Raw genomic sequence first — 21,772 nt, 5'->3', positions numbered from 1 at the left:
TTATTTTCTTCCAATATTCCTTTTTAAGAGCTTATATATCTCAAACCATAACACTGAAACAGCAGCAACCAGCAATGTCATCCCTAATTCTTTTACAGCTAGAGGGGTTACACTAAAGAATCCTGATACCGGTTTTATATACAGAATGATAAACAATAACGCGAGAACCAATGCCGAAATTCCCATCAATAAAAAGTTACGGTTTTTAAAGCTTTCAAAAATACTGTAATAGAAAGATCGGTTTACTAAACTCAATAATATATTCGCAAATATCAAAGTACTGAATACCAAAGATCTTGTCTTGGGTTCATCATTTCCCAGATCAACGGAATATTGATACATCCATAATATTCCCGCTGTGATAACCAGTCCCTGGATAATACTTACCATAAGCTCTCTCCAGTTCAGAAATGTATCGGTAAGCATTCTGGGAGGCCTTCGCATTGCATCTTTTTCAATAGGCTCATTTTCATATACGATGGAACAGGTAGGACCCATTACCAGTTCAAGAAAAATGACATGAACCGGGGTAAAGATGTGAGGAAATACCCAACCCAGGAATAACGGTAAAGAAACCGTAAGTATAATAGGAATATGAATAGAAATAATATATTGAACGGCTTTTTTTATGTTGGTATAAATTCTCCGTCCTGCAGCAATTCCAACTACCAGCTTTTCAAGATCATCATTTGTAATCACCAGAGCTGCTGCCGATTTAGCAATTTCGGTTCCTTTATTTCCCATCGCCACTCCTATATGAGCCGCTTTTAATGCAGGTCCGTCATTCACTCCATCTCCCAACATAGCCACTACGTTACCTTGTGCTTTCAGAGCATTTACCACTTCAAACTTAGCTTCAGGAAACATTCTTGTGAATAAGGTTGTTTTTTCAGAAAGCTTCATTAAATCATCTTCTGAGCTGGAGGTCACTTCACTTCCATTAACGGCTGGAGCATCATTTATAATACCTGCCTGCATTGCAATAGCCTGTGTCGTATCCGCATTGTCTCCTGTAATTACTTTTACCTTAATTCCTGCATCATAAATATGCTGAAACACTTCTTTTATTCCTTTTTTAGGAGGATCATAAAATACGGTCAGTCCTAAAAACTCAAATCTTAAATCCTGCTGCTTTTCAGGAAAATTATTTCCTTCAAAATGAGATTTGGCCACTCCAAGCATCCTATATCCCTGCTCTCCAAATTCTTTTACAATATTTCTGATTTTATTCTTTTCCTCTTCTGAAAGGGCTGAAACATTGAGGATTGCTTCAGGAGCTCCTTTTGCAGCAATAATCCTTTCTTTGTGTTCGTTTTCAAAAAGATGGGTCATCATAGGAGGCTTTCCTTCCAACGGATATTCGTGAAATAACTGATACTCTTTTCTGCTGTCAGAATCCTGAGTCTGCTCATAAATCTTATGTAGGGTTATTTCCATCGGATCAAACGGAACGGGCTCACTGCTCCACATCGCATAATCAATAAGCTCATCCAGCTCTTTTGTTTTGAAATTCTCCTGTTCATAAATCGTATCAGATTTATAATCATAAAGATGTTTTAGCTGCATTGAATTTTCAGTAATTGTTCCTGTTTTATCTGTACATATTACTGTAACACTTCCCAACGTTTCGACAATACTGCTTCGCTTGATAATAATTCCTTCCCGCATCAGCTTCCAGGCTCCCAAAGCCATAAAGGTTGTAAAAGCCACAGGAATTTCCTCGGGAAGTACAGACATCGCTAAGGTGAGACCACTCAGCAAACTGGTAACAAAGTCTTCCGTTTTAATATAACTGAAGATGCATACCGCCATAAAGATAACCAGCCCAATAATGGCCATACCTTTTACAAAATTCCGGATCTGAAGCTGTAAAGGAGATATTTCTTCTTTTATCCCCAATATAGATTCTCCTATTTTTCCTACTTTAGTTTCTTTTCCTATTTGTTCTACCTCAAAAACAGCAAGTCCGGAAACAGTAATTGTTCCGCTGTATACTTTACTATCTTCTGATTTACTGTCTTTAAAAACAGAAAAACTCTCTCCTGTAAGTGAGGACTGATTGACAGAAAAATCATTACTATGTACGATTGTACCGTCTGCATTGATCAGATTTCCTTCTTCGGTAATGCAGAGGTCCCCCACAACAATTTCAAAAGTAGGTATTTGAACAACCTTTGAATTTCTTATTACCTTGCTTAAAGGCTCGTTCAGTTTTTCGAGCTCTTCCAGTGCTTTTTTACTTCGGTTGTCCTGGTAAAAAGAGATCGCCGTAACTCCTATTATTGCCACCAGCATAAATAATGCCTCTCCGTAATCGCCTATAATTACATAGATAAGAGAAACGCATATCAGTAAAATAAGCATAGGCTCTTTCAGAATGTCAATCAGCATATCTGCCCATGTTACTTTTTTAACCGCTTCTAGCCGGTTATATCCGTATTTTTTTCGGGAAGCGGTTACTTCAGCCTCTGTAAGACCTTTGAGATTTTCAGGGATATTATAATTCATGTGAAATGGATGTAGTATTAAAATTACTGAATGTTTTTGTCATAACAGAATAATATTTATGATTTTATCCTTTATTGAATCTGTTTTTTAACCTGCTCCGCCCATTCTTCTATTTTCGATTTGTCTGCAGGAGATAACTTGGCATCATGATGGGTAACTGTATACGAGCTAAGAGGCATTTCTCCGCTTCTTACCGTTTCAGTAATCTCGTCTAATTTTTTCAATTTTTTTTCTTTAGAATATGTATTGAATTCATCAAAATTCAAATGCCTTTTTCCAGAATTGACATGATCTGCCAACCACCATTTTACTGGCTGTATATGATTATACCATAGATAAGTTGTATTGTTAGAATGACAGTCATAACAGCTTGTTTTTAATAAACCTTGTACATGAGAGGATACCTGATAATGTTTTTCAATTGCATTTTCCGAAGAAGTAGCTGATATATTTTTGTCAGTATCAAAAAACTGAATAGCAATTATCAATAGGGCGACAAATCCGACTCCTGTTTTTATTAAAGATGATGTTTTCATTATTTTATATTTTACTTGATTTTTAAAGTACTTATTCATTTATCTAAAGCTATTCTCCTTCTGTATTTTTAAGCTTCATAAGAAGTGTATAAGCATTTTTGATTACTATTTTTTTATTATTAAAATCATTAAAATTGAGAATCTGTATGAATCCGTTTTCCATTTCCCCTAATTTTACAGGAGTCAATCTGTAGGTTTGTTTTTTATCTTCTACGAAAACAAAATCTTTCCCTTCAAAATTGACAATACTCTCTTCAGGTACGGCATTGGAGAACGCAGTACTCGTTTCTATTTCTGCATTCATATACATTCCCGGTACAAGACTCTGGTCGTATTTTTCAAAATGGCAATGTACTTCAGCCCAACCTCCGGGATTAACATCTTTACTTACCAATAAAATTTCTCCGTAGTATTTTTTATCAGGAGAAGTATTGGTATATGCTGCGAACCGCTGCCCTTTGTTCAGGTTTTTCAGATCCTTTTCATAGACTTTAAGAGTAAGATGGATATCATCAGGATTAATTAATTCAAAAAGTACATCGGATGGATTTACATATTTTCCGATATTCACATTTACCTTGCTTACAAAGCCATTGATACTGCTGTAAACCGGTACACTTTTTTGAATACTTCCCGAATTCAGAGATTCAGGATTGATATTGATAAGACGGAGCTGCTGGGCCAGGGAGTTCATCAGGATTTTCTGGCTGTTCATTTCAGACTGGGCCTGCTGCATTACCTTATCGCTGGTGGCCTGACTTTGGTTAAGGGTTTTCTGGCGGTTGTAATCCAATTGGGCAAAATGATTTTTAGACTTTGCCATTAAATAATCCTGCTGAAGCTGAATAAACTGGGGATTTTCTATAACAGCAATCACCTGCCTCTTGGAAACGGGCTTTCCTGGAAGCAGGCTGCTCGACTTCAGGTATCCGCCTAAAGGAATACTGACAGAAACCAGATTTTGTGGCGGTACATCTATCATTCCGTTAAGTTTTAAAACAGAGGAGATCTTCTGTAGAGAAAGTACTGTTGTTATTACAGGTGCATTTTTCAGTTGAGCATCAGTAAGCGTCACTACGTTTTCATCTTTGGAAGATACTGCTGCGAGTGCCGGCTCCGTTTTTCCATGATCTTTACACTCATAAAACATGAGTAATCCTATTATTGACAGGGAATATGATATAATTTTAAATGTACGTTTCATTATTATGAGTTTAAAGTAAGGTATTCCAGTTCTATAGCACTCTGATTCAGTTTCCAGACCGCATCGGTATAGCTGCTTTTTAAAGTAACCGCCTGATTGATCAGGATGACAAATTCCAGATAATTGATCTCGCCGGCAAGAAATTGTTTTTTAGCTGTTTCAGTAATGATATCGGCGTTTTTCAATTCCGAACTCTCATATTGGGAAACAATGTCAAGGTTAGCCTGATAAATCCCGGATGCCTTTCTGTACTGATTCTGCAGATTGAATTCCATGTTGGCAATATCACTTTCCACAACAGATTCAGCAATTTTTGCGGCCTGAATTCTGGCTTTCTGCCCGCCTGAAAAAACAGGCACCGAAACCCCGAGCTGTACAGAATGAAACTGGGGTGCACCGTTGTACACTTTATCATCTGCACCCATCCCTCTGAAGCTGTTGAGGTTATATGCCAGCTGCAGTCCGGGAAGCATTTTTGCTTTTTCAAGGGCAATCTGCTGCTCAGAGATGTTTTTCTGCTGCTGCAATATTTTAATGGCCGGATGTAAGCTGAGATCCTCTTTAAGACCGCTGTGATAAATTTTCTGATCTTCCGGAAGAAAATCTGTTTCTGCATTTAAAAGCCACTGAAGCTGATATCCCAGAACTGAAAGTTCCTGATGTAATTGCTTGAGCTGAATTTCAATAGCAGACTTCTGATTGGAAGCCGTCGTTTTTTCCAGAATATTACTTTCTCCTGCTTTCAGGCGGATATTTGCCTTATCCAGAAAATCAGTGTACAGTTTTAATGTTTCCTGAAGAAGTTTTTCTTTTTCTTTCCCGTACAGAATATTATAAAAAGTAAGACTCACAACTTTCTTCAGTTCATATTCTTTAAGAGAAACGTTCAGCAGAGACTTTTTCCATTCCTCGGTGTATACGTTCTTCTGTTTTTTATATACAGTTGGAAATGCTATATTCTGCGATATTCCGAATTTCATATCCGTCAGTGCACTGTTGATCTGCCCATAATCTACTGTTACGCCCGTCTGAGGAATATCAGACGATGACCTGATAAGGGCTTTTGCATATTCTGACTTTAGTTTCTCATTTTTAAGATTCCTGTTATTTTTCAAAGCAATATCAACAGCTTCCTGCAATGTAACGGGAGTCTGGGAGTTGACCAGCCCCGCAAAACCGAAGCATACCAAAAAGGTCAGAATGGAAACCTGTTTTTTATTTTTTATTTCTTTCATTTTTAAATCCTTTTTCAATAGTTACATACAATAATGGTAAGACAAACAGGGTAAGAAAAGTTGCAACCATCAGTCCTCCAATAACCACCGTTGCCAGAGGCCGCTGTACCTCAGCACCTGCTCCGTTGCTGACAGCCATGGGAATGAAGCCCAGTGAAGCGACAAACGCTGTCATCAGAACCGGGCGAAGCCTCGATTCTCCACCATCAATAATAATTCTTACAATATTTTTAATTCCTCTCTTGTGAAGACGGTTAAACTCAGATATCAAAACAATCCCGTTCAGCACCGCCACTCCGAAAAGAGCAATAAACCCGACTCCTGCACTGATGCTGAAAGGCATTCCTCTGAGCGCCATCAGAAATACACCACCAATAATAGAAAGTGGAATCGCGGTATAAATCAATAGGCTTTCTTTAACAGAATTAAAGGCCAGAAAAAGCATTACGAAAATAAGAGCCAGAGCAATAGGAACTGCTATCATAAGGCGCTGCTTGGCATTATTAAGGTTTTCGAACGAGCCTCCATACGTCATATAATATCCCGTAGGAAGTTTCATCTTCTGATCTACCTTATGCTGAAGTTCTTCTACAATACTCTGAACATCCCTGCCTTTTATATTAAAACCTACCACAATTCTTCTTTGAGCATTTTCCCTCTGAATCTGGTTGGGACCGTTCTTCACTTCCACTTTGGCAAGCTGAGACAGCGGAATCTGATTTCCAAAAGGTGTGGGAACCAAAAGGTTCTTAATATCGGTAACATTTTTCCGGTCTTTGGTATCCAGACGTACAACCATATCAAAGCGTTTTTCACCTTCAAATACCAATCCTGTACTCTGTCCTGCAAATGCAGTATTCACCACTCTGTTGATATCTGAAACAGACAGATGATACTGGGCAATCAGAGGACGGTTGTACTCTATAATTACCTGAGGCATTCCCGAAACAGGTTCTATGTAAAGATTCTGGGTTCCTTCTACTGTTTCAATAATTTTCCCAAGCTTCTGGGCATTTTGGGAAAGCACATCAAGGTCTTCTCCAAAAATCTTGATGACAACATCCTGTCTTGCCCCCGTCATTAATTCATTAAAACGCATCTGAACAGGGAACTGAAAACTGGCGGTAATTCCGGGAACATCCTGAAGTTGTTTACCCATTTTATCTGCCAGTTCAGGGAAAGAGGAAGCTGAAGTCCATTCTTTTTTATCTTTTAAAATAACCATCATATCGGAAGCATCCATGGGCATTGGGTCGGTAGGAACTTCCCCGCTTCCAATTTTTGTAACCACCTTTTCCACTTCAGGAAATCTGGATTTGAGAATATGAGCAGCCTTTTGGGTGCTTTCAATCGTTGTTGTAAGGTTACTTCCGGGCAAAACTCTTGTATCCACCGCAAAATCGCCTTCTTCAAGAGATGGAATAAACTCTCCTCCCATTCTGGATAAAATGAAAACAGCTGTAATGAATAAGACTCCTACAACCGCAAAAACCGTTTTAGGAATTCTAAGAAGTTTAAGTAAAGTATGAAGATAAATCTTCTCTACTTTCTTCATCACCCTATCTGAAAAAGTAGGTTTTTCACTTCTTTTTCTCAGTAAAACGGAGCTCATCATTGGGATATATGTTAACGACAATAAAAATGCTCCCAACAATGCAAAAGCAACGGTCTGCGCCATCGGTTTGAACATTTTCCCTTCAATTCCCTGTAAGGTAAGAATCGGTAGATAAACAATCAGGATAATGATCTGTCCGAAAACGGCGCTGTTCATCATTTTTCCAGCTGAATCTATAACAACGGTATCCATTTCTGATGCTCCGACAGCAAAAATCTTTTTGAATTTTGAATTATGACTGAACTGATGCAGAACAGATTCTACGATGATCACCGCCCCATCGATAATCAAACCGAAATCCAGAGCTCCCAGACTCATCAGATTACCACTGACTCCGAAAAGATTCATCATACAAATGGCAAACAGCATCGCTAGGGGAATTACTGATGCTACCAATAATCCCGCTCTTATATTTCCCAGAAATAAAACCAGGACAAAAACGACAATCAACGCACCTTCCGTAAGATTTTTCTCTACTGTTCCGATGGCATTGTTCACCATTTTGGTCCGATCCAGGAAAGGTTCTATCACCACTCCTTTTGGAAGGGTCTTCTGAATCTGAGCAATTTTCTCTTTTACATTTTTAATCACCTGGTTACTGTTTTCACCTTTGAGCATCATAACGACCGCTCCTGAGACTTCTCCTTCTTCATTAAAGGTCATCGCACCGTATCGGGTGGCAAAACCCGGTTTTACCTCTGCAATATCTCTTATAAACAATGGAACATCATTTGTTTTTGTAGCAATGGAAATATTTTTAATTTCTTCAATGTTCCCTACCAAACCTTCACTTCTGATGTATAAAACGGTAGGTCCTTTTTCAATATAAGCACCTCCTGTATTTTGATTATTGGCTTGTAGGGCATCGAAAACATCATTAATGGTGATTCCATACGCATTCAACCTATCCGGATTGACTGCAATCTCATATTGTTTTAGCTTTCCTCCAAAGCTGCTGACTTCTGCAACTCCTTTTACACCTAAAAGCTGCCTCCTTACAATCCAATCCTGAATTGTACGAAGCTCCGTGATATTGTATTTTTTTTCATATCCTTTTTCGGGCCTTACCACGTATTGAAAAATTTCACCTAGTCCCGTGGAAATAGGTCCTAGTTGAGGACTTCCTATCCCTTGTGGAATGATAGCCTGTACCTGTTGCAATCTTTCTGCAACCTGCTGTCTGGCCCAATAAACGTCAACATTATCTTCGAAGACAATGGTAACAAGAGATAGTCCGAATCTCGAAAAACTTCGGATCTCTTTTAATCCTGAAATATTATTATTGGCTTGTTCTATAGGAAAGGTAACAAGTCGTTCTATATCCGTTGCTCCAAAAGAAGGTGCAATGGTAATAACCTGTACCTGATTATTGGTAATATCGGGTACCGCATCTATCGGTAATTTAGTGACCTGATAGGAACCAATTCCAATAAGCCCTAATACCAACAATGCAATAATGAGTTTATTCTTTACAGAAAACTCAATGATTTTTGTAAGCATAAATGATTGATTATTAATCTTAATTATTGAGATAAGTTATAGGTATTCTGAAGCACACCATGAATGCATCTGCATCTTTACAGATACTTTATGGCAAAGCAGAATACCCTCAATCAGAGAATGATTGAAAAAAATAGATTAAGATTGATAAAATTTTGGAGGCTCCCAAATAGAATTTAAAATTTCCTTATTGTAAAGGACATTTTCATAAAGAATTTGTTTTATACCAATAGGGTTATATACCTTTTCTATACAATGAAGGTCTAAAATTGGATTAACGGTAAATACAACAGAAAGAGGACTTGCGTGTGAAACAAAAGGTAGCTTCTGATCCTGATCATAATCATTATCTTTAACCGGATGATCATAATGCATTTTCAGAAATGCAGTAAACGACATTTCAGAATTAAGGTTTTTGTGCTGAAAATAATGCTCAATGAGAAGCGGCATTTTCAAAAGCTGATATAGTTCGGTTGTAGAAACCAAATAAAGGGATAACAACAATATGGAAATCAGCTTTTTCACTATAACAAAATTATGAAATATTTCATTAAGAACGATTTTAAATAAGCCCAATCATTGGTTTTTCATTATTATATTTTCTTAATAATACTCTTTCTAATCAGCAAATTGATAAAGTCTCTATAATCTATCTCATACCTATAAAGTCAATGAATAAGAATTGCGTTTGAACAATGTTGGCAATTCCCCAATATATGTGATATTCTAAGTCTATTGCTACCCATGAATCTTTACGATAAGGTCTTCAGAATTTATTATTTCACCACCAACTTTTACCGCTTCAACCATTTATTATATCATCGGTTTTAATATTTTGCTTTCTTTGTATTAATGAATAAGAATGAAAGAAAAATATATCTTTACAGTGCCTTTTTGATCACACTAATGGTCAATTCTGCAAAACTGATGGCCCTTAACAGTGATGGGATTATCGCCCGTTACTGGCAGTTCAATATCGGGGAATATGGCTACCAGTTTTTATATAATATGGCATTCTGCCTTTTGTTACTGTATCTTAACCTGTCCCAGGGTAAGTTTCTGAGTGTCTTTAGAGAAAACAAACAATACTGGAGACTCTATATATTCAATGTCTTGGTGTTGGTGGCAGCAATTATACTGGGAAGTATGATTCATTCTTTGCTCTTTGGGGCTCCCCAACTTACGGGAGGAAGAATCAGAGGATATTTTGCCCGGTTTTTGCTCAGCAGTATCATGATTGCAGTTGTTATCCGCCTTATTCTTCTGATGCGTGAAAGCAGAAATAAGGACCTTATCAACGAGCAGCTCAATTCCGCTCACCTTAAGGCACAACTGCAATTGCTCCAGGAACAGCTTAACCCGCATTTTCTATTCAATACATTGAGCAGCCTTTCTGCCATAGTAAGGGAAAATCCAAATCTGGCTCAAAACTATATTCTCCATCTTTCCAAAATCTTCAGATATACGCTGGTTCGTTCAGGTAACAATCTAGTAAATCTTGAGAAAGAGCTTGAGCACTTGAAATCCTATATACAGCTGGTAAAAATGCGGCTGGAAAATGCATTTCAGATTCATATCAATATCAGCGAAGATTGTATAAGCAAACAAATTCTTCATTTATCACTGCAACCCCTGGTGGAAAATGCTGTTAAACATAACAAAGCTACTCTTTCACATCCTTTAACTGTAGAGATTTATGAAGAAGACAAATGGCTTATTATCCGAAATAATCTCCAGCCCTCCATCAGTGAGACAGAAGGCACCGGGCTTGGTCTTACCAACCTGAATGAGAGATACAAACTGCAACTCCATAAAGAAATAGAGATTTTCCAGACGAAAGAATATTTCATCGTAAAGCTTCCCTTATTATGAAAAAAAACTTACATATTGTCATTATCGAAGATGAAGTTGCAACCGCAAGAAATCTTGAGTATATTCTGAAAGAAGTCAATCCGGAAATTCAAATTGTGAAGATTTTACAAAGTATTGCAGAAGCTATAGATTGGTTTACATTAGACGATGGTGATTTTAATCTGATATTTTCGGACATCAGGCTTTCTGACGGGTTATCATTTGAAATCTTTAAACAGATCAATATAAGAAAACCAGTTATTTTTGTTACTGCATATAATGATTATGCTATCGAAGCATTCCGTAATAACGGTATTGATTACGTTTTAAAACCTTTTGACACAGAAGAAATACAGCGGACTTTACATAAATATGATACCCTTATTGCTGATGATTCAAAAAATGGACAGGACAAAACAGAATCTTTGCTACAGGAGCTACAACATACAACAAAGCAATATAAAAAATCCTTCCTTATTCATTACTGTGGCAGGCTTATCCCTGTTGACGCGGCTAAAATCAATTGGTTCCATACCGCAAATGAAATCGTATACGCACATATGGCCGATGGCAGACAATATGTAGTGGAATTTACCCTGGAACAGCTGGAACATGAGCTCGATCCCACTCTCTTTTTCAGGGCTAACCGCCAATTCATTATCAATAAGAGCGCTGTAGATGCCGTAGAATATTTCTTTAATGGCAGACTGCTGATCAAAATACATCCGCTACCTCAGGAACAGATCCTTGTCAGTAAAGCAAAAGCGATGCACTTTAGAAAGTGGCTGGATCAATAATGAATTCACCCCGGAATTTAGCAGCCTCATCCTTTTTTATCTTAAAGGAAATAATCGTTCTTGCTACATTTGTTTCATCAAATATTAAAATTTCCAAGATGATTTTAAAACAAAAACAATGGCCTATTCTTGTGACAGCATTTCTATGTATGACATTTGCAAATGTAACGGCACAGGCAAAAAAACTACAGGACAGTACTCCCGAGCAGCGTGCAAAGATGATGACGGAGTGGATGACAAATAAATTAGCATTAAATACAAAGCAGGTTGAGCAGGTCTCTGCTCTTAATCTTCAGTATGCCAAAAAAAATGATCCGATTCTGCAAAGTAACGAAGGTAAACTCGCTAAATTCAAAAAACTGAAAGCTTTACAGAAAGAAAAATCCAATGCCCTGAGCCAAATTCTGGATGCAGGACAATACAAAAAATATGAGGAAATTAAAGATCAGATGGTTCAAACTTTAAAAGAAAAAAGAAAATGAAAAAGCTATTCTATCCATGGGTAATGATTTTGTTTATTACTGCTTCTGCATGCTCTCAAAGCACTAACGACGCTGACGAAGCTGCTCTTATTCAGCCAAAACTTGGCAACAGCTTTCAAGGACCTATTCAGAAACCGGCATCAGGATATGGCGCAGACGGAAATTATGAAGTGGCCGAAATTGACTTTAGTAATCCGCAGTATACGGGAACACAGGTTTCAATTTTCTATCCTAAAGGAATTACTTCTCCCAGACCTACTATATTCTTTTCACATCCCTTTGGTGGTGAGGATAAAGAATACAATATAGAGCTGTATAACTTTATTGCCAAGAAAGGTTATGTAGTGGTGTTTGTGCCTTACCGCACCATTGACATCAGTGTTGATCACCGTTACCAAACCCTGTGGGAAGGCTTCATAAAGGCTGCCGCAGATTATCCCAACATTATTGATACTCAGAAAGTAGGCTTTATGGGACATTCTTTTGGTGGTGGAGCAAGTATTGATCTTGCCTATAAAGCATTTACGGAAAAAGGCTGGGGGCAAAACGGGCGTTTTCTTTTCACTATGGCTCCATGGTATTCTTTTAACTGGAATAGTACATTAACCACCCAACAGCAATTGCAGAGCTTCCCTTCTAATACCAAAATGATTACCCAGGTCTATGATGAAGATGATGTCAACGATCACAGAATGGCAATCGATATCTTTAAAAACATCAATATTTCTAATGCTGAAAAAGATTTCGTTTATATTAAATCATCCACTGTTAACGGGATACAATTATGTCACAGACCACGCAATGCCAAGTTCCCGAAAAGTATTTGATGCATTGGACTATTATGGTGTGTACCGGCTTTTGGACGCCATGATGGATTACAGCTTTAACGGTAATGCCAGTGCCAAAAATGTTGCTTTAGGTAATGGTTCCGCTGCGCAGATTACCATGCCTTCCTATAGCGGTCAATCGATGACTCCGCTTGAAGTTACAGATAATCCCACACCGAAATATCCGCAAGGAAAATATCAGTTCCAATGCGGAGACAGTACCAATCCTCGAATTTCTTACTGCAACTAATATGAAAAGCAGTTTTTCTTAAAAACACATTTAAAGTAATAATTAAAAAGACTTTCCCGCTATGCGGAAAGTCTTTTTAATGATGAAAAACTCTTTACTTCAGCGGATCGAAAAAAATGATCAATTAATAGTATATTGTATTCAAAAACAATTAATAATGTCTGTCAAACATCAGGTCGAAAATCAAACAAAAAAAATCAAAAAATTCTTTGGTCTTTTAGGTCCTGGACTTACAACCGGAGCAGCTGATGATGACCCTTCAGGCATTGCTACTTATTCTCAGACGGGAGCCCAGTTTGGCTATGCCCAATTATGGACCGCGCTTTATATGCTCCCGTTCATGACTGCCGTACAGGAAGCCTGTGCAAGAATAGGAATGGTTACCGGTAAAGGGCTAACAGGAGTTATTAAAGAGCATTACAGTAAAAAAATCCTATACAGCTCGGTAGGATTGGTTGTTATTGCTAATACGATCAATATCGGAGCAGATATTGGGGCCATGGCAGCTGCCGCACAATTAATTATTCCGGCCGATATTGTTATACTAATGCTTTTTTTTACTATTAGTATACTTACATTAGAGGTCTTCACCAGTTATCGGGTATATTCAAAAGTTCTTAAATGGCTGGCATTATCACTTCTTGCCTACCCGCTTACAGCTTTTATTATTGATCAGCCATGGAAAGAAGTACTAAAAGCCTCTATTGTTCCTCATTTTGAGTTTTCTTTCAATTTTCTTTTTATAATCACCGGAGTATTTGGGACAACGATTACACCTTATATGTTCTTTTGGCAGGCTTCCCAGGAAGTGGAAGAAGAAAATGAAAGAGGTCTTATCCAAGACGGAAAGCCCAACATCGGATGGCGTCATATTCATGCAATGAGAAAAGATAATAGTATAGGGATGGTCATCTCTGAATTTACAACATGGTGTATTATATTGGTTGGAGGAACTGTTCTGCATAGCGCTCATATAACAGATATTAATACTGCGGCTGATGCAGCAAAAGCTTTAGAACCTCTAGTGCAGTCATTTCCAAATTCGGGGTTGATATCAAAAATCATATTTGCTACAGGAATCATTGGATTGGGATTACTTGCCGTGCCCGTTCTTTCAGGATCGGCATCATATGCGGTTTCCGAAGCTTTCAACTGGAATGCAAGTTTAAACCTGAAATTTACAAAAGCAAAAGGTTTTTATATGGTCATTATTATTTCTACACTTATTGGTCTGTGTATGAATTTTATTGTGATTAACCCTGTGAAGGCTCTTGTTTACACAGCTGTTCTCAATGGTGTAGCTGCCGTGCCTCTCTTGTTTCTTATCATCAGAATATCTGCAAGTGAAAGTATTATGGGAGAATTCAAAAGCAGATGGCTTTCAAAAAGTTTATTGTGGGCAACTTTTTTCTTTATGGCTGCAGCATCAATTGCTATGTTTTTTACGATCTAAAGTTTGGGGTTTAATATTAAAAGATTGATTATAGGCGTACTGCTAGAATATACCTGGATGGTAATTTACTATAAATAAAATACCCATCGGTCGCTACCAATATCTCACAAAATATTCAGATATTGTATTGTTTAAAGTATCTAAATTTTTCATTTTATGATTTTATGGGAGACAGTATGTATATTTGAGTGTATAGAATCAAAAACTATCATCTATTGCATAATCTAATTTGCCGACTAATTATAGATTCAAACATTTAAATAAATAGCCACTACAATAAAATAACTTAGTTTAAGTATGACAAACTTTTAGATTCCTTATTTTCATTAAGAGATATTCCCCAAAAATAAATCTTCAATATAGCGTCTGTATATTTATCTTTTTGAGCTTTATTAATACTCTTCCTTCCCAATCGCTTTATATGAGTTCGTAAATCAAGGAATTTCCGCTCAATATGATTGGTTTCTCTTCGTTTTGTGCTATGAAGATGCTTAGGAATTAATTTAGGATAGATATTCAAACGATCACTGTATATCTTTTTAGGATTCGCAAAAAGCAAAGTATCTATAATACATTGTAGCGTTTTAGTCGTTCTTCTGCCAAGCTTATAGTCAATTACTCTCTTTGTCTCCCTGCAATAGGCTGCAACTACCCACCGTTCATTGGTTTTACTTTGAGTGTATGTTTTTAACTCATCAATTTCGATTGTAATATTCTGAGGGATTGGTGGCTTAACAACCTTAGAAGCGATTTTTAAAATCTTTTTTAGTACAGTCGTCTTGCTGACATCAAGTAATCTGCTAATTCCTCTAATACCAACTCCTTCTTTTATCAGCTGTTGAATATTGTGATTAGTACTTTTATGGTATGCACGATAAGAATAGTTCCCTATGAACTTCTTTTTACATTTTTTGCACTGATAGCGCTGTTTATTTTGAGATGTTATTCCTGCCTTGATACAGTAGCTGTAATTACAGTGAATACATTGATTCCGCCGTTTATTCATAATGATTTAAAGTAAATTAGTAACTCCACATTTGAACCATCTGACATAAATTACTACGTTCCGGAGTCGCTATTTTGCTTTTTTAGTCGGCAAAAATAAAAAACGATGCATTATAATACATCGTTTTTTCTATTATATCTTTGTACAGTATTGATAATCAATGAAGTTAATTAAAAACTCCACATCTGTACCATTACCAGATTTAAGATTGTTTGTTTTTACTAGTGCAAATATAGGTCTTTTTTTAGTTTTACCAAAAAAAAGACAATTTTTCAAGACTAAATTTCACTAAAACACAGACTTTCAAAGACAAAAAATTCCTCCCATATTTTTCATTCTTAAAATAATAATCATGATAACAAAAATTGTCAATTATATATTTGAATAAACGAAATTAAAAAACTAGGAAATTACTTTTGTGCTAATCTGGTTTATATTTGATAAATTGTAAAAATTTAATTAAGTAAATTCAATGCAAATTACCTCCTAATGATTACGTACTATGTCATAAAAATCAACAGTTGATGTTTTTATTTACTCCATTTTAAGTTTTGTGCATACTTTGTATGTGGCCCAATTTCATGCGGAAAAGATTTCGACCCGGTCTCATGCCCTAGTGTTTGAATAACTTCATCTGTAACCCAAATGTAATTTTCAGATGTTTTACTCTTTAAATCTTTAAGTAATGGCATTTGCTCATCATTAATTACTAAGTCAAAAACTTCATAAATAAAAAGACCTTTACCTCCCATATCCAGATCAATTATAGGTGATTGAATTTTTTTCTTAAACTTGTAGTCGATGTATCTAAAAGGCCTCCACTCTAAAATTTCTGTCGCAATTAATTCTTCACAAAATTCTCTCCAAGGCGAAATCTCACGATCCTCTTTTGAATCGAACCATTTAAGAAATTTAATTAGATTTTTACCTTTTACATGAACACGGAGATCATTTTTTGCTATTCCTTTTTCAGTTTCAAATTTTCTATCAGCTCTAACATCTAATTCTTCGAATATTTTTTCACAGCCAGGTAACGTTTTATAACAACCACCCACAGGCTGAAAATATTTTCTTGTTCTGCTTTTAACAAGTAAGTATTCATTTTCAACTTTTATTCTATACAGATATGAAATAGAAACACGAACATCAGTATTTTTTAACAAAACCTTTGACTGGAAATAAAACCCAAGTCTATTGTAGTTTTCATATACAAAAGTTACAATGAAGGTAAGTAAAGTGATATATCCCGTGGTGGAATATTTAGATTCTGTCCAGTTTCCTTTTTCGATATATCCTCCAACGATTAGAATAACAGACAGAATTATTTGTAGAAAGATAGGTCCTTTTTTCATACAATTTTGGGGCTTGGATTAAGTTTTTTAATTGTCTCGGCAACAGTTTCAAAATCTAAAGCTTTATCCGGGAAACATTTTGCAACAGCTTCTGGCAATATTCTTAATCTTATATCTGAAAAAGAAAAAGAAAGTCCATTGTTCGATTCCTCTCCTGACAGGTTAGCCAATTCCTCTAACTGCTTATCTGTAATTTCAACACCAGCGAGAGAGGTTTTAAAAAGAAGCACTCTTTCCTCAAAGGTGGGACGCTCAAATTCTAAAATAATTGCCGCCCTTCTCACAATAGCTTCATCAAGAAAATGCAATCTGTTTGTCGACATAAACAATATTGCTCGCCCATTTAGTTCACGAATTTCATCAATTTTTTGAATCAATGTATTTACAGCTGCTTTTTCTTCCTGATGCATCTGCATAGTAGATCGTGTTGAAGCAATTGCATCTGCTTCGTCAATTAGTAAAAATGCTATTCTTTTCTTACCTGCTTGGGTTTTTAGTTCAGCAAATGCATCATTTACTAAATTGCCCATTTGCCCATGAAGACCTTCTCCTCTTACTCTAGTACTCAGTTTTAGAAAAAAGCCCTCCTTTTTTAATTCTCTAAGCATTCTATCCGCAATAGCTTCTGCAGAAACAGTTTTACCAGTTCCCGCATCACCTGTTAATATAATTAAAGGATATTTCTCTTTGAGTTGTGAGATTACGGGTAGTTCCGTTTTGTGGAATTTCTTACTCCACTCAACTAGACCTTCCTGATCCAACAATAGTTTTAAGTTTGAGAATATCCTACTATACTTGTCTTCAAAACCTATTAAGTGTTTAGCTCTTTCTGCAATTTCTCTGCTAGGAAGTTCTGTTATATTATCGAAAATTGTGCTCATATTTATTTGAAATTCTTTTTTTGTAATTCATATCCATTGCTTGCGTACAACTGTGCGTCTGACTGTTGTAGATGTGGAAAATTAGTATTAATATCTGTACTCCCCCAACTCAGTTTTAATTCCTTTTGAAAATTTGCTTTGTCTTCAGAAGTTAAGCTCCTCCATTTCTGAGTATGAGATAATATGATTGATAGTGAAGTGTTATCAGTATCTGGCCAATCATTATTTTTCCCAGCACGTTCGCTATCGGTTGCATCACCTAAATCATTTACAATAAATTTAGCTGCTTTCACAGGTAAACCCGTATTAGTATTAATCAAGGTTATACTTACTGATTGTAAATAATATTTTTCTGCAAATTTGAGCACATCATGGAAAACCTTATCTACATATTCCATTGTCCACTTATTAGTGCGTCTGGCAATTGTTCTGATATCTGCCTCACAGCTTTCAAATGTTTTTCGTATATCAAGGACCGTATAAGTATTGGTTTTTGTATTTGTTCCGTACATAGTTTAATTTATTTAATGTTAAAGGTTGGGCCGAAGACACTTTTCCATTCTTGTATAGTATCTCCTTCATTATTTCTTGCTTGAGCAAAGTTCAAAGTATCAAATGCCTCTTCAGCCTCTTCAATAATTTCGTTCCATCTTGGTTTGGTCATTCTCTTTGCAACATTGTTTTCCTTATTAGTGTTGTCTGCTACATAAATAGCTGAATCGTATTGCGACGGAACACTACGAATGGAATCTTGAAAAATAATTTCGGGAAATTCAGTTGAACTTACAAATTCAAAAAACCGAATGATTCCTTCTTCGATATTTGTTTGGATTCCTTTATTTATGTCAAGATAGGCAACAATCAATTCAATCGTAAAAGAAGATAATCCTGGTTCATTATCAGAAGGTTTTAATTCTTTGTAATTTCTCCACCATTTTATAGCTCTTACAATTGAAGTGTAAGCAGAATTTTCCTGTCTTTTGTTAAGTGAAAAACTTAACTGCTTGGAAATACTGGTAATATACTTTTTACCATTTCCGTGTCTGCTGGGTTGCCATACATAATCCTTTGGTGTGCTTAATGGGACTACAGGAACAATATCAACACTTAATCCTGAGCCTGAAAAATAAATGGTTACCGACTTTGTATTTCCAGCAGCATCCACATCTTTAGAAATGTCTTTTTGTGGATAAATTTCTTTCAAATATTCTACAATAAAATCAAAAAGCTTCCCAATATCATTATGGATATCTTCATCACCAGTAACAAAAAGCACAAGATCAATATCTATGGGATGGTCTCCTGTAGGCTTCAAAATCGTATGCTTTTTCCACGAACCAGCAAGAAGATATTTCTCAACCTTTAATCCGTGTCTGTCATCTTCAGCAATTTTTTTATTTAATTTTTCTTTCAGGTTGTTTACCTGATCTCTATACTTGCCCATGTTTTCAGGCTGCAGTTTGATTTTACTAATAAAAAACTGTAAATCTTTGTCTGATAATTTCATTTTTTTGTTTATTAAATTTATTACATCAAACTTTTCTCCTACAATAGTAGTAATGACAAACTGTCATAAAAGTCTGATTTTAATATAAATAGAGCCAAATGTAATTTTATTTTTCAAAAATATATTACGGAAATCCGTAAGCATATTATAATCTTTTAAAGAACTACACCTCTTTCTCATTTATATAATGATATCAAAAAATTGGTAAACTCCAAGTATCATTTTTAGGATACCTGGAGCTTAAATGGAGTTACTTTTCCTTGGTAACTCCTTTGAAGGGAGTGTTACTAGAAGTTTTTACATCCATAAATCTACCTGTAGCAGTATCGCGTTTCACCCAAGAATCTGTTTGTGGATTGTAGGTTTGGGAACGCCCCTTAACTGCTCCGTTTCTGTGACCGTCTCCAGTCGGTTTGTTAGTTGCCATAATTAGTATGCATTTTTTCCTTTAACATTCTAGGCCATAAAGGAATTGACCGTTGAACAAACTTCAAACATATACTAATTCTATTAGAAAGATTTTTTTAACTTTGAAGTATATGAGCCTATCCACTCATATACTAATTCCATTAGTAATGCTTTTTGGTATATAGATGAATGTAGAACAAAAAAAAACCGATGAAATAGTTTTTGAGACATTACCCAGTGATGAGCTTATAGATTATATTTCTTTTAAAGAAGAATATCCTGAAGAAGCTGCTGCAGCGTTTACTGAGTTTTGTAGTAGGTTTGAAAGAGATATTTTGCAAAAAGCAGAAATATATTGTAATAAATTTAATTACAGTGAGGTTGTTGCACTTGAAATAGCAACTTGTGCTTTTGCCCGCGTTTGGAAATATCACTCTTTTAATAAAAGTAAAGCCAAGTATCCGGATGATATTGATCGGTCGATTTTGTTATGGCTTTATCCAATAGTATATACTCAATTGGTAAAATATGGAGATCTAAATACCTGTGCGGAACCTGATGAAGACGATTTATCAATTGTAGAGAATATTGATGATCTAATTTCTTTAACAGTAGGAGACGACGATATACAAAAGAAAAGAGAGCTGAAAATTAGATTAGAAATCATTGAGAGAGCTATGCTAGGTTTATCTGAAAAACATAAGATTGTGTATCTTACATATAAAGCTTACGAAAATACCGGAAAAAAAAATATACCAAGGTCGGTGGGTAAAAAATTGAGAGACAGATTGAATTTAGTTCAAAATTCAATTCAGGTTTATAAAAAAGAAGCTAACGATCACATTAATAACTATCTAAAAGCTTTCAATGGGAATAGATAAAAAATATATAGGAAAGGTTACAGAGACAAACCTTGATGATTGGTTACACTCAACAGGTTTTTTATTTCCTCAGACTAAAACTCAGATAGAGAGGTTTAATAAACTTTATGAAGATTATGATTTTAAGTTGAAAAACACAGGTATTAATGTCAAATCAATTATTGATGGTTCTTTTTGCGTTGAAAAAGAATCAAAAATTATATCAATTGACACAAACCTAAGTCATGAAATAGAAAGTTTGAAAATGGTCGCCAGAAAAGGGCAAAGCAATATTTCTCAAAGCGTCTTTGACAAAATGAAAGAGAATCAGAAAAAGAAGAAAGGTGATTGATAGCAGTTCCTTATCAAAAATTAAAAAGCTTGCTGGGTCCATTAGTGGAAATTTCAATACTGAAAAAATAATTCCATTACATCTTATTGCAGAATCTGAGGACATTGAGGTGTTTTATGATCATTATGACAAAGGGACTTTTGATGGAATGACTGTATATGATGATAATGAATTTTATATTCATATTAATATAGATAATCATAATAGGTTTAATTCTCCACGTTCTAGATTTACACTAGCTCACGAACTTGGACACTATTTTATAGACACACATCGCGTTGGGCTAAAACTGGGAATTTTAGAACCTCATCCCTCGAAAATTGACAAGGTTCAATTCGATAAAATTGAAAGAGAAGCAGATTATTTTGCGGCTTGTCTCTTAATGCCGGAAGAATCTTTTCAACGAGATTTATGGAAGAGAAAAAAATTTAGTTTTAAAGTAATTGATGAGTTAAGCAAGGAATATAATGTTAGTAAAACTTCATGTGCACTCAGATTTGCAGAAATAGGAAACCATCCTATCAAAATAGTTTATGCTGAGAATGGATTTGTGAAATGGCAAAAAAACAGTCAGGGCTTCCCTTTCTGGAACTTACTTAATGATAAAAAAGTTCCTGAAGGTTTAGCTATGGCTGATTATTTTAATAATGTAAAAACTTCAATTGAAAATCCAGAAGAAATTTTTGCTATAGATTGCTTTGAAGGTGTAAAATCTGAAGATTCCAGAAGAATTTTTTATGAACATTGTATAGTGTATGAAAATTGTGCACTAAGTATTATTTGGGAAGATTAAATATTCCTTAAATTGAAAAATTCAATCTAAATACACTTTATACATTATAGTAAATATTCAAAATTTTAATCTAAAGTTATCATAGATAAATTAGAAGTAAATTAAGTGACTATCTATTCGAAGTAAAATATTATATTTTAATAAAAATCAACTCTATTCCTTTCATAGAATTAAACTGGATAGAGTATCAAATAAATAATATTTGGTAACTACATCCAAATATTTCAATTATCTAACGATGCGGTGTAAAAACTTCTTCTTTCCTTTTGATTTTAACGGTTTTATATGTGATCGGAAAAATAAAAACAAATATTGGTACTTTGAATATCTTAACAAGAGAAAAAACAATTAAACA

Annotated in this window: 19 protein-coding genes and 1 pseudogene; 9 read left to right on the top strand and 11 right to left on the bottom strand. The window is 35.5% G+C overall.

What is annotated here, in order from left to right:
• The 5 genes and pseudogenes from QOL71_RS11490 to QOL71_RS11470 form a co-directional block, all read right to left on the bottom strand.
• Window positions 1-2,508: a cation-translocating P-type ATPase gene (locus tag QOL71_RS11490; protein ID WP_283417051.1), complete on the bottom strand. Its 2,508-nt coding sequence runs from the start codon at window positions 2,506-2,508 to the stop codon at window positions 1-3.
• Between the two features lie 71 nt (window positions 2,509-2,579).
• Entirely contained in the window at window positions 2,580-3,044 is a 465-nt protein-coding gene (locus QOL71_RS11485) for a heme-binding domain-containing protein (protein WP_283417050.1), read from the bottom strand.
• Between the two features lie 49 nt (window positions 3,045-3,093).
• Complete coding sequence (locus QOL71_RS11480) at window positions 3,094-4,248, bottom strand: efflux RND transporter periplasmic adaptor subunit (RefSeq protein WP_283417049.1); 1,155 nt, start codon at window positions 4,246-4,248, stop codon at window positions 3,094-3,096.
• 2 nt (window positions 4,249-4,250) lie between these two features.
• Window positions 4,251-8,598: pseudogene (locus tag QOL71_RS11475) on the bottom strand (CusA/CzcA family heavy metal efflux RND transporter).
• A gap of 138 nt (window positions 8,599-8,736) precedes the next feature.
• Window positions 8,737-9,123 carry a hypothetical protein gene (locus tag QOL71_RS11470; RefSeq protein WP_283417048.1) on the bottom strand — a complete coding sequence of 129 codons (387 nt, stop codon included), beginning with the start codon at window positions 9,121-9,123 and terminating at the stop codon, window positions 8,737-8,739.
• Window positions 9,124-9,450: 327 nt separating this feature from the next.
• Between QOL71_RS11470 and QOL71_RS11465 the strand changes: the two genes are divergently transcribed.
• From QOL71_RS11465 to QOL71_RS11440, 6 genes are all read left to right on the top strand, one after another.
• Entirely contained in the window at window positions 9,451-10,470 is a 1,020-nt protein-coding gene (locus QOL71_RS11465; RefSeq protein WP_283417047.1) for a sensor histidine kinase, read from the top strand.
• On the top strand, window positions 10,467-11,246 hold the full coding sequence (locus QOL71_RS11460; protein WP_283417046.1) for a LytR/AlgR family response regulator transcription factor: 780 nt from the start codon (window positions 10,467-10,469) through the stop codon (window positions 11,244-11,246). Before QOL71_RS11465 ends, QOL71_RS11460 begins: the two co-directional genes overlap by 4 nt.
• Window positions 11,247-11,344: 98 nt before the next feature.
• The gene (locus QOL71_RS11455; RefSeq protein ID WP_283417045.1) at window positions 11,345-11,728 is read left to right on the top strand and encodes a DUF4890 domain-containing protein; all 384 of its coding nucleotides are present in this window, start codon (window positions 11,345-11,347) and stop codon (window positions 11,726-11,728) included.
• The gene (locus QOL71_RS11450) at window positions 11,725-12,555 is read left to right on the top strand and encodes an alpha/beta hydrolase family protein (protein WP_283417044.1); all 831 of its coding nucleotides are present in this window, start codon (window positions 11,725-11,727) and stop codon (window positions 12,553-12,555) included. Before QOL71_RS11455 ends, QOL71_RS11450 begins: the two co-directional genes overlap by 4 nt.
• The gene (locus QOL71_RS11445) at window positions 12,530-12,805 is read left to right on the top strand and encodes a hypothetical protein (RefSeq protein ID WP_283417043.1); all 276 of its coding nucleotides are present in this window, start codon (window positions 12,530-12,532) and stop codon (window positions 12,803-12,805) included. The genes QOL71_RS11450 and QOL71_RS11445 overlap by 26 nt, the downstream gene beginning before the upstream one ends.
• 157 nt (window positions 12,806-12,962) lie before the next feature.
• Window positions 12,963-14,258: an NRAMP family divalent metal transporter gene (locus QOL71_RS11440; RefSeq protein ID WP_283417042.1), complete on the top strand. Its 1,296-nt coding sequence runs from the start codon at window positions 12,963-12,965 to the stop codon at window positions 14,256-14,258.
• A 286-nt stretch (window positions 14,259-14,544) separates the two neighbouring features.
• Here the strand turns inward: QOL71_RS11440 and QOL71_RS11435 are convergent, their stop codons facing one another.
• The 6 genes from QOL71_RS11435 to QOL71_RS11410 form a co-directional block, all read right to left on the bottom strand.
• On the bottom strand, window positions 14,545-15,264 hold the full coding sequence (locus QOL71_RS11435) for an IS1 family transposase (RefSeq protein ID WP_283417041.1): 720 nt from the start codon (window positions 15,262-15,264) through the stop codon (window positions 14,545-14,547).
• A 530-nt stretch (window positions 15,265-15,794) separates the two neighbouring features.
• On the bottom strand, window positions 15,795-16,616 hold the full coding sequence (locus tag QOL71_RS11430; protein WP_265144823.1) for an SMODS-associated NUDIX domain-containing protein: 822 nt from the start codon (window positions 16,614-16,616) through the stop codon (window positions 15,795-15,797).
• Complete coding sequence (locus QOL71_RS11425) at window positions 16,613-17,497, bottom strand: AAA family ATPase (RefSeq protein ID WP_122027989.1); 885 nt, start codon at window positions 17,495-17,497, stop codon at window positions 16,613-16,615. The genes QOL71_RS11430 and QOL71_RS11425 overlap by 4 nt, the downstream gene beginning before the upstream one ends.
• 2 nt (window positions 17,498-17,499) lie before the next feature.
• Window positions 17,500-18,009 carry an HORMA-1 domain-containing protein gene (locus QOL71_RS11420; RefSeq protein WP_283417040.1) on the bottom strand — a complete coding sequence of 170 codons (510 nt, stop codon included), beginning with the start codon at window positions 18,007-18,009 and terminating at the stop codon, window positions 17,500-17,502.
• A gap of 8 nt (window positions 18,010-18,017) precedes the next feature.
• Window positions 18,018-19,004: a CBASS oligonucleotide cyclase gene (locus QOL71_RS11415; RefSeq protein ID WP_283417039.1), complete on the bottom strand. Its 987-nt coding sequence runs from the start codon at window positions 19,002-19,004 to the stop codon at window positions 18,018-18,020.
• A gap of 250 nt (window positions 19,005-19,254) precedes the next feature.
• Window positions 19,255-19,431, bottom strand: a complete 177-nt coding sequence (locus tag QOL71_RS11410; RefSeq protein WP_002981080.1) for a hypothetical protein — start codon at window positions 19,429-19,431, stop codon at window positions 19,255-19,257.
• 166 nt (window positions 19,432-19,597) lie between these two features.
• Here QOL71_RS11410 and QOL71_RS11405 point away from each other — a divergent pair, with 166 nt between their 5' ends.
• The 3 genes from QOL71_RS11405 to QOL71_RS11395 are packed head-to-tail and all read left to right on the top strand — an operon-like array spanning window position 19,598 to window position 21,417.
• Window positions 19,598-20,293 carry a hypothetical protein gene (locus QOL71_RS11405; protein ID WP_002981081.1) on the top strand — a complete coding sequence of 232 codons (696 nt, stop codon included), beginning with the start codon at window positions 19,598-19,600 and terminating at the stop codon, window positions 20,291-20,293.
• Window positions 20,280-20,624, top strand: coding sequence for a hypothetical protein (locus tag QOL71_RS11400; protein ID WP_122027993.1), 345 nt, complete (start codon window positions 20,280-20,282; stop codon window positions 20,622-20,624). Before QOL71_RS11405 ends, QOL71_RS11400 begins: the two co-directional genes overlap by 14 nt.
• A complete protein-coding gene (locus QOL71_RS11395; protein ID WP_283417038.1) occupies window positions 20,617-21,417 on the top strand; it encodes an ImmA/IrrE family metallo-endopeptidase in 801 nt (266 codons plus the stop codon). Before QOL71_RS11400 ends, QOL71_RS11395 begins: the two co-directional genes overlap by 8 nt.
• Window positions 21,418-21,772 lie beyond the last annotated feature (355 nt).

The organism is Epilithonimonas pallida, assembly GCF_900182975.1.
Lineage (GTDB): Bacteria > Bacteroidota > Bacteroidia > Flavobacteriales > Weeksellaceae > Epilithonimonas > Epilithonimonas pallida.
The sequence above is the reverse complement of the archived record's forward strand: the minus strand, read 5'-3'. Positions and strand labels throughout refer to the sequence as shown.

Bases quoted from the DNA above. Each gene is read 5' to 3' on its own strand.
- QOL71_RS11485 (WP_283417050.1), bottom strand. From the start codon at position 3,044: ATGAAAACATCATCTTTAATAAAAACAGGAGTCGGATTTGTCGCCCTA.
- QOL71_RS11445 (WP_283417043.1), top strand. From the start codon at position 12,530: ATGCCAAGTTCCCGAAAAGTATTTGATGCATTGGACTATTATGGTGTG.
- QOL71_RS11450 (WP_283417044.1), top strand. From the start codon at position 11,725: ATGAAAAAGCTATTCTATCCATGGGTAATGATTTTGTTTATTACTGCT.
- QOL71_RS11435 (WP_283417041.1), bottom strand. From the start codon at position 15,264: ATGAATAAACGGCGGAATCAATGTATTCACTGTAATTACAGCTACTGT.
- QOL71_RS11440 (WP_283417042.1), top strand. From the start codon at position 12,963: ATGTCTGTCAAACATCAGGTCGAAAATCAAACAAAAAAAATCAAAAAA.
- QOL71_RS11405 (WP_002981081.1), top strand. From the start codon at position 19,598: ATGAATGTAGAACAAAAAAAAACCGATGAAATAGTTTTTGAGACATTA.
- QOL71_RS11420 (WP_283417040.1), bottom strand. From the start codon at position 18,009: ATGTACGGAACAAATACAAAAACCAATACTTATACGGTCCTTGATATA.
- QOL71_RS11425 (WP_122027989.1), bottom strand. From the start codon at position 17,497: ATGAGCACAATTTTCGATAATATAACAGAACTTCCTAGCAGAGAAATT.
- QOL71_RS11410 (WP_002981080.1), bottom strand. From the start codon at position 19,431: ATGGCAACTAACAAACCGACTGGAGACGGTCACAGAAACGGAGCAGTT.
- QOL71_RS11415 (WP_283417039.1), bottom strand. From the start codon at position 19,004: ATGAAATTATCAGACAAAGATTTACAGTTTTTTATTAGTAAAATCAAA.
- QOL71_RS11460 (WP_283417046.1), top strand. From the start codon at position 10,467: ATGAAAAAAAACTTACATATTGTCATTATCGAAGATGAAGTTGCAACC.
- QOL71_RS11400 (WP_122027993.1), top strand. From the start codon at position 20,280: ATGGGAATAGATAAAAAATATATAGGAAAGGTTACAGAGACAAACCTT.
- QOL71_RS11465 (WP_283417047.1), top strand. From the start codon at position 9,451: ATGAATAAGAATGAAAGAAAAATATATCTTTACAGTGCCTTTTTGATC.
- QOL71_RS11490 (WP_283417051.1), bottom strand. From the start codon at position 2,508: ATGAATTATAATATCCCTGAAAATCTCAAAGGTCTTACAGAGGCTGAA.
- QOL71_RS11455 (WP_283417045.1), top strand. From the start codon at position 11,345: ATGATTTTAAAACAAAAACAATGGCCTATTCTTGTGACAGCATTTCTA.
- QOL71_RS11430 (WP_265144823.1), bottom strand. From the start codon at position 16,616: ATGAAAAAAGGACCTATCTTTCTACAAATAATTCTGTCTGTTATTCTA.
- QOL71_RS11480 (WP_283417049.1), bottom strand. From the start codon at position 4,248: ATGAAACGTACATTTAAAATTATATCATATTCCCTGTCAATAATAGGA.